14 protein-coding genes are annotated in these 15,429 nt (G+C 72.1%); all 14 read right to left on the reverse strand.

The annotated features are described in order from the left end of the window. Positions 1-607, reverse strand: a 607-nt coding sequence (locus tag HZB25_01585; protein ID MBI5835912.1) for a glycosyltransferase, incomplete at its 3' end; no start/stop codon positions are given. Continuing rightward, positions 604-1,812: a glycosyltransferase gene (locus HZB25_01590; GenBank protein ID MBI5835913.1), complete on the reverse strand. Its 1,209-nt coding sequence runs from the start codon at positions 1,810-1,812 to the stop codon at positions 604-606. The genes HZB25_01590 and HZB25_01585, both read right to left, overlap by 4 nt. A gap of 4 nt (positions 1,813-1,816) precedes the next feature. Continuing rightward, positions 1,817-3,205, reverse strand: coding sequence for an O-antigen ligase family protein (locus tag HZB25_01595; GenBank protein ID MBI5835914.1), 1,389 nt, complete (start codon positions 3,203-3,205; stop codon positions 1,817-1,819). After that, a complete protein-coding gene (locus tag HZB25_01600; GenBank protein ID MBI5835915.1) occupies positions 3,195-4,691 on the reverse strand; it encodes a lipopolysaccharide biosynthesis protein in 1,497 nt (498 codons plus the stop codon). The genes HZB25_01595 and HZB25_01600 overlap by 11 nt, the downstream gene beginning before the upstream one ends. Then, positions 4,688-5,635 carry a glycosyltransferase gene (locus HZB25_01605; protein ID MBI5835916.1) on the reverse strand — a complete coding sequence of 316 codons (948 nt, stop codon included), beginning with the start codon at positions 5,633-5,635 and terminating at the stop codon, positions 4,688-4,690. The genes HZB25_01600 and HZB25_01605 overlap by 4 nt, the downstream gene beginning before the upstream one ends. Positions 5,636-5,660: 25 nt before the next feature. Next, positions 5,661-6,626, reverse strand: a complete 966-nt coding sequence (locus HZB25_01610) for an SDR family oxidoreductase (GenBank protein MBI5835917.1) — start codon at positions 6,624-6,626, stop codon at positions 5,661-5,663. 9 nt (positions 6,627-6,635) lie between these two features. After that, positions 6,636-7,931: a nucleotide sugar dehydrogenase gene (locus HZB25_01615; GenBank protein MBI5835918.1), complete on the reverse strand. Its 1,296-nt coding sequence runs from the start codon at positions 7,929-7,931 to the stop codon at positions 6,636-6,638. Next, positions 7,928-8,677, reverse strand: coding sequence for a CpsD/CapB family tyrosine-protein kinase (locus HZB25_01620; protein MBI5835919.1), 750 nt, complete (start codon positions 8,675-8,677; stop codon positions 7,928-7,930). Before HZB25_01620 ends, HZB25_01615 begins: the two co-directional genes overlap by 4 nt. 4 nt (positions 8,678-8,681) lie before the next feature. Continuing rightward, positions 8,682-10,355, reverse strand: a complete 1,674-nt coding sequence (locus HZB25_01625) for a hypothetical protein (protein ID MBI5835920.1) — start codon at positions 10,353-10,355, stop codon at positions 8,682-8,684. Positions 10,356-10,377: 22 nt separating this feature from the next. Further along, positions 10,378-11,352, reverse strand: coding sequence for a polysaccharide export protein (locus HZB25_01630; protein ID MBI5835921.1), 975 nt, complete (start codon positions 11,350-11,352; stop codon positions 10,378-10,380). A gap of 129 nt (positions 11,353-11,481) precedes the next feature. Next, complete coding sequence (locus HZB25_01635; protein ID MBI5835922.1) at positions 11,482-12,516, reverse strand: GGDEF domain-containing protein; 1,035 nt, start codon at positions 12,514-12,516, stop codon at positions 11,482-11,484. 115 nt (positions 12,517-12,631) lie between these two features. After that, entirely contained in the window at positions 12,632-12,907 is a 276-nt protein-coding gene (locus tag HZB25_01640; protein ID MBI5835923.1) for a hypothetical protein, read from the reverse strand. A gap of 52 nt (positions 12,908-12,959) precedes the next feature. After that, the gene (locus HZB25_01645; protein ID MBI5835924.1) at positions 12,960-14,717 is read right to left on the reverse strand and encodes a Zn-dependent exopeptidase M28; all 1,758 of its coding nucleotides are present in this window, start codon (positions 14,715-14,717) and stop codon (positions 12,960-12,962) included. After that, the gene (locus HZB25_01650) at positions 14,714-15,421 is read right to left on the reverse strand and encodes a ubiquinone/menaquinone biosynthesis methyltransferase (GenBank protein ID MBI5835925.1); all 708 of its coding nucleotides are present in this window, start codon (positions 15,419-15,421) and stop codon (positions 14,714-14,716) included. The genes HZB25_01645 and HZB25_01650 overlap by 4 nt, the downstream gene beginning before the upstream one ends. Positions 15,422-15,429: the final 8 nt, after the last annotated feature.

Below are 15,429 nucleotides of genomic sequence, written 5' to 3' on the forward strand. Positions count from 1 at the left end.
CGTTCTTCTCCGGCGACAGGCGGCCCGAGAACACCCAGGCCTCGCCGCGGGGCGCGCGGCCGGCCGCGTCCCCCGCGGGCAGCCACTCGTCCACCTCGACCGAGTTGGCGACCACGCGGATGCGTTCGGGCGGGATCCCGCGCGCGGCCAGCATCTCGGCGGTGCCCTGGGAGACGGCGATCACCAGGCGGGCGTGGTGCAGCAGTCGCATCTCCACCGCCTCGAAGCCCCGCACGCGCCGGTTCTCCCCGGTGAAGCCCCGCACCGCCCCCAGCCACGGCCGGCCCGTGGCGCGCGACACCAGGTCGCACACCGCGGCCGCCTTGTATCCGTGGGCCACCAGCGCGGCCACCGGCTCGTGCGCCACGAAGTGGGCCAGCTGTCGCAGCGGGGCCGGGTCGAACGGGCCGCCGGAGCGCAGCAGCAGCGTGCGCGTGCCCTGGGCCGCGGCGGCGTCCAGGAAGTCCACCCGGCCGCGGCGCTCCGAGAAGGCGGCCAGCACCGGTTCGTACCACGCACCGGCGGACACGCGGGCGTGCCCCAGCACCTGGCGTTCGGGCCCGCCGAGGAAGTTGGTCGCGCGCACATGCACCACCACCGGTTTCACGATCGTGCCCCTCCGGGTTGCAGTTCCAGCCACGCGCGCTCCAGCGCGCCGGCCAGCGCGTCCCAGCCGTAGCGTCCCTCGATCCGGTGCCGTCCGGACATGCCCATCGAGCGCCGGCGTGCCGGGTCCCCCAGCAGCGCCGCGCACGATCCGGCCCACTCGCCCGCCGTCTCGGCGACAAGGTAATCCTCGCCGGCCGTCACCGCCAGACCCTCCGCCCCCACCGCCGTGCTGACCACCGCCTTGCCCATGGCCAGGGCCTCGAGGATCTTGAGCCGGGTGCCCCCGGCCACGCGCAGCGGCACCACCACCACGGACGCGTGTTCGAAGTACGGCCGGGTGTCCGGCACCGAGGCGTGAACCTCCACTCCCGGGTGCGCCGCCACCCGCGCGGCCCACGCCGGGTCGGGCCGCGCCCCCACCACCTGGAAGCGCGCCCCGGGGCATGCGGATCGCACCGCGGGCCACAGGTCCGCCAGGAAGTGCTCCACCGCGTCGTTGTTGGCGGCCCAGTCCAGGGCCCCGGTGAAGAGCAGCACCGGCTCCTCGGGAGTGTCCGCAGGGCGCAGACGGTCCAGGTCCACGCCGTTGTCCACGCAGCGCGCCCGGCCGCCCAGGGCCTCGATCTCACGCTGCTCGGACTCGGAGACCGCCAGCGTGAGGTCCGCCGCCCGGAACACCCCGCGCTCGAACGCCGCCATGCGCCTCGCCTCGAGCGCGTAGAACCAGCCCAGGGGCGGCCCGGAAACGCCCGCGTGGCGCTCCCAGATCTTCCACTCGAGGTTGTGCGCGTCCACCAGCCAGGGCCGGTCCCAGCCGGCCGGCCGGTTGGCCGCCAGCGGGGTCCATTCCACGTGCAGCAGGTCGAAGGGCCGCTCCGCGTGCAGTTTCCCGATGCGCCGGCGCAGCCCGCCCGATTTGAAGCGGGTCACCACGTACGGTTCGCGGTCGAACACCGAGGCGGCCGCCCGGAGATAGAACGCCGCTTCGCGCCGCGTGGGCACCGCGAGGTCCACCGTCTCCACGTGGAACCCGTCCGCGCGCATGGTGTCCGCGGCTTCCGCGGTGGCCGGTCCGGGCCGCGCGGGCGCCAGCCAGGTGACGTCGTGGCGCCGGGCCAGCCGGCGCAGCAGCTCGTAGCTGCGCAGCCGCTTGCCCGAGTCCATGGGCACCGGCAGCCACTCGTCGAGCACCAGGACGCGCATCGGTTCAGGCCTCCTGCGCGCGGTCCACCACGATCAGCAGGCCGGCCATCAGGTACCAGGTGATGCGGTAGAGGTTGTGTCCGAAGATGCCCACCAGCATCAGTGCCAGGCAGGCGATGAGCGCCGAGCGCGCCACCACCCCGCGATAGTCCGAATCCCGCCGGTGAACGGGGAACTTCCGGATCAGCCGGGCGCAGTTCTGGAACATGCGGAACAGGAAGTACAGGAACGCCAGCGCCCCCAGCGTGCCCAGCTCGGCGATGAGCTGGATGTAGAGACTGTGGGCCTGCAGCCAGTTCTTACCCTCGAACTCCTTGGCCTGCATGGCGTGGGCGGGGCTGAAGTTCCCCGCGCCGACCCCCAGGAGCGGCCGGTCGAGGTACATCTGGATGCCCGCCTTCCAGGCCTCGATGCGTCCCTGCGAGGATTCGTCCAGTTCCTTGTTCTTGATGGTCAGGTAGCGGGTCTTGTACTGCTGCGGCATGGCCAGCCACACCACGCCGAGCAGCGCCAGCGCGGCCATCAGCGTGACCAGCTTCCGCGGGCTCATGATCCACAGCAGCACCGCCAGCAGCAGCACCCCGAGGATGCCGGAGCGTGAGCCGGTGAGCACCACCGTCCACAGGCACGCCAGCATGCTCGCGCCCCACACCACCCGCCAGCCCCAGCTCCGCTCCACGCGGAAGCCCAGGAAGAAGATGGGGATGGCCGCGATCAGCGTGGCGGCCAGGGTGTTGGGGTCGCCGCCGAAGCTGGTCTTGCCCACCGCGCGGCTGATGCCCTGGGCGAGCACGATCTCGCCCGCGTAGTAGCCTTTGAGCGTCTGGAACGCCAGGTAGGTGTGCAGGAGCATAAAGAAGCGCATCAGCGTGGCCAGGCGCTGCGGGCTTCGCACCAGGTTGATGATGATCAGGCAGTAGGCCAGCGTGCGCACGTAGGCCTGGATGGTTGCGGACGTCCCTCCCAGCCACACCGAGCCGAGCATGCTCAGGCACAGCACCAGCAGGAACAGGTACATGGCCGTGAGCAGCGGGTGGCCGATGAAGAACACCGCGGTGCGCTTCTGGCGCAACTCGTAGGCGGTGGCCAGGATCACCATCGCGGCCGCGATGCGCTCGATGTGCAGCGCCGCCAGGGCCAGCTCCAGCTCACCGGGCTGCACCACCATGATTCCCAGCAGGATCAACAGCCCCACGAAGGGGCGCGACAGCAGAACCACGCCCAGCAGCAGCGCCATCACCGCCGCCAGCACGATCTCCGGCGGGTAGTACATGAGCGCGAAGCCGGCGGCCACGGTGGCCAGCAGGGTGGCCGGCAGGATCAGCTGCCGGGGCCGGACCAGCGAGACCCCGCGCGGCTCGCGCTCCGGGAGGGGCGCCGGCTCAAGCTTCACGGGATGCCTCCGCGGCCGCGGGGAACAGGGAGCGCAGGGCGCGCAGGGCCGCGGAGCGGTCCCGGCGCGTCAGGATTCCCCGCCACGCCAGGGCGGCCAGCGCGACCGCCAGGCCTGCGGGCCAGGCCACGGAGGCCACCGCCCCCAGCGGCCGGAACGCGCCTCCCGCGATCACCGCGGCCGACGCGGCCGCCAGCATCGCCCCCACGCGGGCCCAGTCGTAGGGCACGTCCAGGTGGCGGCGCGACACGGCCCAGGTGAGCCAGGCGAAGAACGCGAACGCCAGCGCGGTTGCCCACACCGCCCCGAACATGCCGTAGCGCGGGATCAGCGTGGCGTACAGGAACAGGTTCAGCGCGGTCGCCGCCGCCAGCAGGATGGGCTTGGCCCCGGTCTTGCGCGCCAGGTAGAACGGGGTGTCGAAGAACAGCGAAGCGGTCCAGAAGAAGTAGGCCAGGCACACCCACGGGATCAGCTCCGCCGCCCGGCGGAACTGCGGCCCGGCCACCAGGCCGAGGAGGGCCGGGCCCAGCAACGAGAAGGCGGCGCTGGCCACCAGGTAGCCGGCGGTCACAAAGGTGAACACCCGTCGGAACACCTCCCGGCCGTCCGGCCGGTTCGCGATCTCCACCATCATCGCGTTCCAGTTCATCATCACCGGCTGCACGAACAGGAACATCACCACCGTGCCGAGGCGATAGCCCAGGGCGTAGATGCCCAGGTCGTCGGCCGGGGCCATGCGGGCCAGGAAATAGCGGTCGCCGTTGTTGAGGATGAACAGGAACAGCCCTCCCGGCACGAACGGCAGCCCGAAGCGCAACAACTCCCGGAGCACTCCCCGGTCCACGGCGGGCCGCTCGTCGCGCCACAGGCCGGCGTGCAGCGCCACGGCGGTGGAGGCGGCGGCCATCAGCGTGGAAAGCAGGATTCCCTTGAGCCCCATGTCGAGCCAGGCCACCAGCGCCAGGTTGAGCGCCAGGCCCAGCGTGAAGCGCAGCAGGTTGAAAGCCACGAAGCGGGTCGAGCGCTGGTCGGCCTGCAGCAGCGCCAGGGGCTGCACCGTCAGCAGGTCGAACACCGCCCCCGCCGCCATCAGCCGCACCGCCCAGCCCAGCCGGTGGCCGGGCAGGAGCAGCTGCGCCACCGCGTCGGCCTGCCACAGCAGCGCGGCCGACACCAGCAGCGCCAGCGAGGCCACGAAGGCCAGGCCGCTGCCCACCACCGCCCCGCGTCGCACGCGGTAGGCCGGATCCTGCACGAAGCGAACCACCGCCAGCCGCAGCCCGGCGATCACCAGCACCCCGAGCACCTCGGAGGTGCGCCCCAGCACCTCGAGCGCCCCGTAGTCGGCAGGGCTCAGGGCGCGCGTGTAGACCGGGATCAGCAGGAAGCCCAGCGCCTGGCTGGCCAGCACGCTGACCCCGTAGACGAGCGAGTGCCGGCCCAGGCGCGCGGACAGCGTCGTGGGTGCGGCGGGGGTGCTCACGTGCGGGCCTCCTCGGGGGCGTCCCCGGCCAGCAGTTCCAGGACCGCGCGGGCGTGCCGGTCGGGAGTGAATCGTTCCCGCGCCACCTGCTGGGCGGCGCGGCCCAGACGCAGGCGGAGCGCCGGATCGGCCAGTTGGCGCAGGCGGGCCGCCAGCGCCTCCGCGTTTCCCGGCGGATAGGCCAGCGCGGTGACCCCGGGCCGGACGTAGTCGCGCAGACCGGGCACGTCGGCGCACACCACGGCCTTGCCCAGCGCCATCGCCTCCAGCACCACCGCCTGGCCCGCCGAGCGCGCCGTGGCGCGCAGGGGGACGATCACCGCGGTGGCCCGCTCCAGCCGGAGCCGGTACTCGGCGTCCGGCACTTCGCCCAGGAAGTCCACCCCCGGGGCCCCGGCCAGGGCGCGGCCCTCGACCGCCGGCGCGATCACCTCCACGCGGCAGCCCGCCAGTCGCACCGCCTCCGCCAGCGTCCGGTAGTCGCGCAGGGAGCGGCCGGCGGCGAGCATCGGTCCGTCCCCGTCGAGCGGTTCCGCGGCCGGCTCGCGCCGGGTGTGAAACGGCACGAACACGCATCTCTCGAGGCCCAGGCCCAGCGCGGCGGCCGCCGGGGCCCGTTCGGCCTCCGAGTACACCACCGCGGCCCGGCAGTGCCGCAGCGCCCAGCGGTACGCGGCCCGCTTCAGCGCGCCGCCGGCGCCGGGGGCCGGATCATCCAGCAGCAGTTCCTTGGCCACCCACGGAGGGCCCGCGCCCAGCAGCCGCGTCAGGGCCCCGTAGACGAGCGCGGTGCGGGCGCCCAGCGTCACCACTCCCCGGGACGCGCGACGCTCCAGGAACAGCGCCACGGCTTCGCGCACGTCGCTCCGGCCGGGGCGCGACACGCTGCGCGTGCGCGCCTGCCACAGCGCGCTCTGGGACATGGTGGAGTTGGTGAGGATCATGCCCGCCGCGGTCGGGGCACGGGGATCAGGAGCCCGTGCGGGAGGGGCTCCGGAAGTGCTCCACCGTGCGACGCAGCCCTTCCTCCAGGGACACTTCGCCCCGGTACCCCAGCACCTCGCGGGCCAGCTCGATGCCCGCCTGCGAGTGCCGGATGTCGCCCTTGCGCGCCTCGAGGTGACGGGCGCGCGCGGGCACCCCCAGGATTTCCGCCAGCATCCGGAGCAGCTCGTTGAGCGAGACGCGCCCGCCGAGGGCGATGTTGAAGGCCCGTCCCGGCGCGTCCGCGGCGGTGGCGGCCTTCAGGTTGGCCTCCACCACGTTCGCCACGTAGGTGAAGTCGCGCGACTGCTCGCCGTCGCCGTAGATGTCGGGGGGATCCCCGCTCAACAGCCTGCGGATGAAGCGTGGGATCACCGCGGAGTAGTGCGAGTCGGGGTCCTGGCGCGGGCCGAACACGTTGAAGTAGCGCAGGGCCACCGCCTCGAAACCGTAGAGCTGGTGGAACACCCGCGCGTACTGCTCCCCCGCCAGCTTCGAGATGGCGTAGGGGCTCATCGGGCGCGTCTCGTGCTCCTCGGTCTTGGGCAGCGCCGGGTTCTCCCCGTACACCGACGAGGAGCTGGCGTAGACCACGCGCCGCGCGCCGGCTTCGCGGGCCGCCTGCAGCACGTGGAGCGATCCGGTGGCGTTCACCTGGTGGGACGCCACCGGGTCCTCCACCGAGCGTTGCACCGACGGCAGGGCGGCCTGGTGGAACACCACCTCGACCCCCCGGGCCGCGGCGCGGCACGCCTCGAGGTCGCGGATGTCCCCCTCCAGGACCTCGAGCCGGGACGCCACGTCGGGCGCGCGCGCGAAGTCCAGGTTGCAGCGGCGGCCCGTGGAGAAGTTGTCGAGCACCTTCACCGACGCGCCGTCGGCGAGCAGGCGCTCCACCAGGTTCGATCCGATGAAACCGGCCCCGCCGGTCACGAGACAGCGCTGGAGCAAGAAGACCGCCTAGATCCGGAAGAGGTTCGCGGCCTTGCGGCCCTTGAGCGCGTTGCGCGTGTCCACCACGGTGGCCGCGTTGCGCAGGATCATCGGGTAGTCCACGCCGCGGTGGGCGGTGACCACCACGGCGCAGTGGTACTTGCGCAGCGCCGCCGCCGAGATCCTCACGCTGCGCATCTTCCCGCCGGGCATCCACAGAACGGGCACGAACGGGTCGTGGTAGTCCACCTTCGCGCCGCGGCGGTGCAGCAGCTCCAGGATGTCCAGCGCCGGCGACTCGCGCACGTCGTCGATGTCGTTCTTGTAGGCCACCCCCACCACCAGCACGCGCGAGCCCTTGAGGCTGCGGCGGATGTGGTTCAGGGCCAGGGCCACCTTGTCCACCGCGTGGTGGGGCATCTGGCCGTTCACCTGCCCGGCCAGCTCGATGAAGCGGGCCTCGAAGCCCGTCTCGCGCGCCTTCCACGACAGGTAGAACGGGTCGATGGGGATGCAGTGGCCGCCCAGCCCCGGCCCCGGGTAGAACGGCATGAAGCCGAACGGCTTGGTGGAGGCCGCCTCGATCACCTCCCACACGTCCATGCCCATGCGGTCGCACATCAGCGCCATCTCGTTGACCATGCCGATGTTCACGCTCCGGAAGGTGTTCTCCAGCAGCTTGACCATCTCCGCCACCCGCGTGGAGGACACCCCCACCACCTTGCTCAGCGTCTGGCGGTACAGCAACTGCGCGATGCGGGTGCAGTTCGGGGTCACGCCGCCCACCACCTTGGGGATGTTCTTGGTGGTGAACTTCTCGTTGCCCGGGTCCACGCGCTCCGGCGAAAAGGCCAGGTAGAAGTCCCGGCCCACCTTGAACCCGCGCGCCTCCAGCTGCGGCAGGATCAGCTCATCCGTGGTTCCCGGGTAGGTGGTGCTCTCCAGCACCACCAGCATGCCCTTGTGCAGGTACTTCTGCACCTGCTCGGTGGCGGCGACGATGTAGCTGACATCCGGGTCCTTGGTCTTGCGCAGCGGCGTGGGCACGCAGATGTCCACGGTGTCGCACTTGCGCAGCAGCGAGAAGTCGGTGGTGGGCACGAACAGGCCCTTCTTCACCAGCTCCGCGATCTCCTTCGAGGGCACGTCCTTGATGTAGGAGCGGCCCTTCTTCAGCGCGCGCACCTTGCTCTCGTCGATGTCGATCCCCACGACCTTGAAGCCGGCCTTGCCGAATTCCGCAACCAGCGGCAGCCCCACGTACCCCAGCCCGATCACGCCCAGCGTGGCCTTGCGGCTCTTGATCTTCAGCTCGAGCTTCACCTCGTCTCCCTCCCATCGGCCGGCCCCTCGGCCGGGCTCACGTTGCTCTCGTATCCGTAGCCGTAATACCGGTAGTCGTAGTAGTACGGCAGGACTTCGTCCACGTTGTTCACCACCACGCCCAGCTTGCGGGCGTCGGCATCCTCCAGCAGCGCCTTGGCGCGCTGCACCACCGCGCGCGGCGTCTCCCCCGCCATCACCACCAGCAGCGTCACGTCCACCAGGGGCGCCAGGACCATCGGGTCGGTGACCGGGATCACCGGCGGGGCGTCCAGCACCAGGAAATCGAAGCGCGCCTTGAGCTCGTCGAGCATCTCCTTCAGGCGCGGGGACTCCAGCAGCGCCGAGGGCGAGTTGAGCACCTTGCCGCTGGGCAGCACCTTGAGGTTCGGCAGCGGAGTGTCGCGCAGCGCCGCGTCCAGCGTGGACTGCCAGCGCAGCACCTCGGTCAGCCCGGGGCGCTGCTCCAGCCCGGTCACGCTGTGGATGCGGGGCCGGCGCAGGTCCACGTCCACCAGCACCACCTTGCGGTTCCCGTGCAGCGCGGCGGTGAGCGCCAGCTGGGCGGCGGCGGTGGTCTTGCCCTCCCCGCGCCGGGCGCTGGTGATCATCACCGAGTGCGCGCCCTCGTCGCCGCCGAGGCGCTTGATGCGCACGAACAGCCGCCGGAACTCGGTGGCCACCGGGGCCTCCGGCTCGTAGGCGGCGAAGATGTCGGGTGCGGCGGGCTTCTTCGACTGGCTCATGGCGTCAGGGGCTCGTCGCCGGCGCCGCGGCCTTGGGGTCGCGCGCCTGCGCGGTGTGCTGGAAGCGCCCGAGGTCGGGGAACAGGGTCAGCTTGAGGACGAAGAACACCGCGGTGACCGCCAGCATCGAGGCCACGGTGATGGGAATCCAGCGCCGGCGCACGGGCAGCGCGCCGCTCTCCTGCGGCGGGCGGGGCATGGTGCCCAGCACCGGCAGTTTCAACTCGCTCTCCACGTCTTCCACGGTGCGGTAGGAGCTGTCCAGGTACTCGGTCAGGAACACCACCCCGAAGCCCAGCAGCGGTCCCAGCACCAGCGCCATGGTGAACACGCGCGGGGCGTTGGGGCTCACCGGGTCGAGGGGCCGGTCGGGCTGCTCCAGGATCTCCACGCGCATGCCCAGGTTGGTGCTCTCCACCGCCTCCGAGATCCGGCTGCCGGTGGACTGGCTGCGGAAGGCCTCCAGGAGGCGCTGGTTGGTGATCACTTCCTGGCGCAGCCGGTCCAGCTCCAGCTGCTCGCGCGGGGCCTGGCGGTAGTTGCGCTCATAGTCGTCGAGGCACTTCTGCAGGCGGTCCCGCCGCGCGCGGATGGAGTTGATCTGCATCTCGGAGTAGAACGCGTCGCGCAGCGCGGCCCGCTGGTCGGGCCCCATGCCGGCGTGCCGGGAGGCGATCGAGCGGTCCAGCCCGTCGTAGGCGTCCTGGCGGGCGCGGCCCACGCGGTCCTTCTGCGCGGCCACGGAGAGGTCGGCCGGGCCGCGGTCCAGCAGCAGCAGCCCCAGGTCCATCTCGGCCTTGTTCAGCTCCTCGCCCAGGCTCTTCAGGCTGCCGGTGCGGAGGAGGGCGGCGTCCTGGCGCACCAGGGAGCGCACGTCGGCATCGGCCACGCGGGCGCGGCCGTCCAGGTCCGCCAGCTCGGCCTCCGCCGCGCGGACCAGGCTGCGGGCCTGCTCGCGGGTCTTCTCGCCCACGGGATTGGAGGCCAGCTGACGGCCCAGCATGGTTTCCTGGAAGGCGCGCAGCGCGTCTTCCGAGGCGCGCAGCTTCTTCTCGTAGATCGCCAGCTGCTCCTGGCTGAAGTCGCCCGCGGCCCGGATCTGCTGCATCTGGCCGCGCACCACGCCGTCCACGAAGAGCTGCGAGACCCACTTGGCCAGCAGCTGCGCGTTGCGGGGGTAGTTGTCGCGGGCCACGATCATGAACACGTTGGCGCCGCCGGCCTCCACCCCCATCCGGGCGCGCAGGTTGTCCACCAGCAGCTGCATGGTGGCCTCGTCCGGGGAGAGCTCGGGGTGGCGGTTGTGGACCTTGCGGCCCTCGTGCTGCGCCAGCGGGTCCTCGTTGAGGCGCAGGATCCGCACCACCTGTTCCAGGAACGGCCGCGAGCGGATCTTGGCGCTGATGTCCATCATCCGCTGCGCGGTGAGCTCCTCGGTGCGGCTGTAGCCCTGGCCGCCCATGCCCGTGAGCTCCTGGAGCTGGCGGGTCAGGTTGGCGCGGTCCTCGTAGTAGATCTTGGCGCGCGCCTCGTAGACCGGCGGCACCACGTTCACGCCGATCGCGACCGTGCACAGGATCACCACCGGCGGGAGCATCCAGAGCGCCTTGCGCTTCCAGAGGATGCGCAGGTAGATCCGCGGGTCAATATGCCGGGCGTTCGCTTCCCTGGGTTCCATGCTTCTCTCCGGAACGCCCGCGCTACGGGTTGCCGCGCACGGCGCGGATGGACTCGATGGCGATGAAGGTCGAGATCAGCACCTGCAGCACCGGCATCACCGCGTTGATGGGGCCCAGACCGCGGGCCAGTCCGCCGGACCGGGTGGGCACCGAGATGGCGTCGCCGGCCTTGAGGGGCAGGTTCGCCAGGGCCACGTCGCCGTCCAGGTAGTGGTCGAGGTCCAGCTCGATGGAGCGCGTGTTCTCGCCGTTGCGGCGGGTGACGGTGACGCGCGACATCTTCGCGTCCGGGCCGGGGCCGCCGGCCACCATGATCGCGCCGAGCACGTCGGGCGCGGTCTGGGTGGAATAGATGCCCGGCACCTTCACCTCGCCCATCACGTACACCTGGTCCTTGGTGGGCACCACGATCTGCTTGCGCACCAGGCGCACCGTGTCGCCGGGGCGGAGCTTGGGCAGGCCCGAGAAATCGCCCGACGCGATGGCCGAGCCCAGGTCCACGGTGACCGTCTCGCGCTTGTCGCCCTCGCCGTGAATGAGCTGCACCGCTCCCAGGTCGGCCTCGTTGGTGGGCCCGCCGCCCTCGCGCACCACGTCCCAGATGCCCGGGATCACCGGGAACGCGTAGCGGCCCGGCTTGTACACCTCGCCCAGCAGGAAGATCTTCTGGCTGTTGTAGGCCAGCACCGTCACCACCACCTGGGTGACGTCCCGGTCGTAGAGGCCGAAGCGGCGGGTGAGGTCGGCGGAGAGCAGGTTCACGGTCATGCCCTCGGCCTTCACGGCTCCCAGCGAGGGCAGGTTGATGGTGCCGTCGCCGAGCACGGTGGCCTGGGCGCTGAGGTCCAGCCGCGGGCGCACCACCACCTGGAGAATGTCGTCCACGCCGATCTTGTAGTCCGGGGAACCCGGGGGGGAGATCGCCGCCCCCGCGGGCATGGCGAAGACTGCCAGTGCCAGCGCCGCGGCAACGGCCAGCAGGTTGGGTCGGGGCATTCCAACTCCTTGTCGGATAAGGAAAAGCGTATCTGACCGGCCAGCCGGGAGTCTAGGACCCCCCGGGAAAGGTGTCAACTCGCTATGTCGGCATTGGCTTAGCGGAAGTTGAGGCCCCGGGAGGGCGCCTCAGGCGGCCAGGTCCGGCTCCCCCGCCCTGCCACCGGCCAGGTGAGTCCGGTTTCTCCCCGCCCACTTGGCGCTGTACAGCGCCCGGTCGGCCGCCTCGATGAGCGCCAGCGGCATCTCCCCGTCGGCGGGGAAGCACGCCACGCCCAGGCTGACGGTCACCTCCCCGGGCTGGGCCCGGTCGAAGGCGTGCTCGCACACGGCCCGCCGCAGCCGGTCCGCCAGTTTCGCGGCGCCGAGCTTGTCGGTGGAGGGCAGGATCACCAGGAACTCGTCGCCCCCGTACTTGGCTACCCAGTCCACGCCCCGCAGTTCCCGCTTGAGGAGCTGGGCCATGTCGCGCAGCAGGGCGCTGCCCAGGAGGTGACCGAAGCGGTCGTTGTAGTGCTTGAGCTGGTCCACGTCCAGCATGATCACCGAGAGCGGCTGGGCGCGCCGGGCGCTGCGCGCCAGCTCCTTGCGCAGCGCGGTCTTGAGGAAGCGGTAATTGAAGGCGTGGGTGAGGTCGTCGCGGGTGGCCACGATTCCCAGCCGGCGCTGCGCCCGGAGCCGCTCCAGGCCCAGCGAGACTACCTGCGCCATGGCGCGCGCAAACTCGCGCTCCAGGCCGCTGAGACGCTCGGCGGGGCCGGGCAGGAACAGCAGCAGGCTGGCCCCCCCACCCTGCCGGGACGGCAGCGCCACTTCCACGCAGTGCGCCGTCCGCCGCAGGTGCAGCGCCAGCTCCACCTCGAACGGCGACACCGGCAGCAAACGTGGCTCGCCGTCGTGGCCGCGGCTGGGCGGCAGGCAGTCCAGGCGGCTCGGCGACGGCTCCTCCATCGCCCCGGATGCGCCCGGCCGCTGCACCCACAGCCGCAGGCGCGAACCGTCGGGCAGGGTCAGCGCCGCCGCCAACGCTCCGCCGGGGCGCGCGCAGGCCTCCAGGATGCCGCGGATCAGCGAGCCGGTCTCCGCGGCGCGCGAGGCGTGCGTCACCGCCGCGGCGAGCGCACGGAGCGAATTGGCGTCAGCGGGAGCATTCGGGTGTGGCAAGTGTTCCCTCACAAGGTGGATATCCCCGTGGGGGGAACGCAAGCCGTGTGCCGCCGGCAGGGCGCCGGTGCCCCCGCCGCGGCGCGGGCGCGCCAAGGCGTTGCGGGAACGCGGATCACAGCGGGGGGGTGCGATCGTCCTCCTCGTCGGGGTCCCGGGGGTGGCGCAGCCGCAGGTATTGCAGAACGAGGCGTCGGATTGCATTGGCCATCGCCAGGGCCGCCACGAGATAGAAGCAGATCCGGATGTTCCCCGGCACCTGCGCGGCTTCCGCCATGCGACGGAACACCGGGATGAGCGCGGCGATGCCGATCAGCACCGCCGCGTTGACGGCCATCCAGGCGCAGGCCCACACCAGCTCATCGGGGCGCAGTTTGCGGGGTGGGATCATGGGAGCACTCCGCAGGGAACCCGGCGGGCGGCGGAACCGCCTCCCCGCCGCCTCACCGGAGGATCACGATGCGGCCGTGGCTGGCACGGCCGTCGTCCAGTTCCAGCCTGTAGAAATACACGCCCGCCGGAAGATTCCTGCCCGCCGGCGCGAGCGGCACGTACGGGAGGCCGGCGAAGTCGCGCGCGGCTTCGCGGGCGCGGTGCACGGTGCGGCCCGCGGCGTCGAAGAGCCGCACGCCGACCGGTGTCCCGGCCCGGAGCCGCACGTACGCCGCCGGAACGGGGGAATCCGCACCCACCGGGTTGGTGCGCGGGCCCAGCTCCCAGGGCGCCGCGTCCTTCGCGGGCAGCAGCTCGATCCAGTCGCTCCAGGATTCCACGGAGATCTCGCGCCCCAGGCCGGATGGGACGGGCCGCAGCTTCCACAGCTCGTCGAACGCGTAACTGCCGCTTTGCGCGGGCCCCAGCGGCAGCGTCCGCGCCGGCATGGTGACCCGCGCCCCGGGCCCGAACGTGACCGGGCCGAAGGTGTCGAACAGCGTCCGCACGTCCCCCGAGCGCGACTGGAACTTCCCGTCGAGCCAACCCATGAAGAAGGGCCGGGCCCGGTCCAGGAGTTCCCACTCGGCGTCCACGCCCGAGCCCGCGGCCACCCGCACCGTGACCTCGGGGAGCCGCAGGCTGTCCCCCGCGGCGAGCACCTTGCGCTGGCTCGGCAGCATGGCGTACGGGCCCCAGGGCAGGGTCTCGAACACCGCCCGTGGCGCCGCCAGCTCGCGCAGCCACATCCCCACCAGCTGCACCGCGCGGCGGATGGCCCGCATGCTGAGGTTGCCCAGCGTGTCCGCCAGCGTCTCCGTGGTGGGGTTGGTGAGCACCGGGCTGGCCGCCTCGGAGAGCATCGCCGCCGGGCAGCCCAGGTTGCGGTACGGGGCGTGGTCGCTGTTGTCGCGCGGGCGGGCCTCCACCACCGTCTGCAGCGCCGGGCCGTCCGCCCACGCGCGGCGCGAGACCCCGACGAGCGAGTCGGCGAGCCAGCGCGAGGCCGAGTCCACCACCACGAACAGCGAGTCCCGGCGCGGGGCGTACGCCAGCATGTCGAGACTCAGCACCGCCAGGATGGAGTCCCCGCGGGCATCCGCCGCCGCCGCTTCGTGGCGGCTGCCGAAGAGGCCGAACTCCTCGCCGCCGAAGAACTGGAACTCGAGGTCGAAGGGGAACCGGAGCGTGCCGACCTGGCGCGCCAGCTCCAGCAGCGCCGCGCAGCCCGAGGCGTTGTCGTCCGCCCCGGGGGCCGGGTCGCTCTCGAAGTGCCAGTCACGCCCCGTGAGGCGGGCGTCGGAATCGTAGTGGGCGCACAGGATCACTTTTGGCCGGCGTGGCGGCGGCCCTTCGAGATTGCAGTCCCGCGCGAATGCCCGGAGGTTGCACACCGCGATGCTGAGGGTGTCGGACACCTTGTGGTGGAAGCAGTCGCGGTCCACCGCGAGGTAGAGACAGTTGTCGCGGACGGGCAGGAACTCCGTCGCGAGCGGGCTCTCCCCCCGGAGTCGGCGCTCCAGGAAGGGCAGCGCATCCACGAAGGTGTCCACGCGCCGGCCGTGGCGCGAGCGGTACACGCCGCGCGCGTGGTCCACGGTAAGCGAGTCCAGGTCGGCGTGGAGGCGCGCGTCGAGCTCGGCTTCCTCCCGCGGGGAGAAGAGCGGGTCGTGCCGGACCACGAACCCGGGCGCGGCGCGCGCCGATGGCCCGGGCCCGGCGACCATCAACAGGGAGGCCATCAGCGCCGTCGCCAGGATGCGGCTCATCCCTTCTCCCCCCACACCAGTCCGATCGCTCCGAGCTGCATGGAGCGGAAGCCCACCCCGCGGAAGCCCGCGCCCTCCATCCGGGCCGCCAGGTCCCCCGGCCGGCCGAAGGCCCGGACCGACGCGGACAGGTGGCGGTAGGCGGCGCCGTCGCCGCCCACCGCGGCGCCCAGCGCGGGCACCAGGTGGCGCAGGTACAGGCCGTAGCAGACCCCCACCAGCCCGGAGGCCGGCGCGAAGATGTCGAGCACGGCCAGCCGGCCTCCAGGTCGCAGCGTGCGCCGCAATTCGCGCATCAGCTCGTCCAGCGCCACCACGTTGCGCACCCCGAAGGCCACGGTGATCGAGCCCAGCGAGGCCTCGCGCAGCGGCAGGCGCAGCGCGTCGGCCTGCACCCAGCCGGCCAGCGCGAGCGCGCCGTCGCGCCCGAGGCCGCGGCGCAGCATGCCCGCGCTGCCGTCGGCGCACAGGACCGGCCGGCCCGGCAGGTGGCGCGAGGCCATCAGCGCCACGTCGCCGGTTCCGGCACAAAGGTCCAGCAGCGGCCCGGGCCGGTCGCGCACCAGTTCCAGCAGGTCGCGGCGCCAGGACAGGTCGCGGCCCAGGCTCATCAGGCGGTTGACGAGGTCATAGCGCGGCGCGATGCGGTTGAACAGCTGGAAGACCCCGCGGGGGTCGGTGACGCGGGACGGTTCGAGGCTCATGCGCGGGA

This window comes from Candidatus Eisenbacteria bacterium, assembly GCA_016235265.1.
In the GTDB taxonomy this organism is placed as follows: Bacteria; Eisenbacteria; RBG-16-71-46; order RBG-16-71-46; family JACRLI01; genus JACRLI01.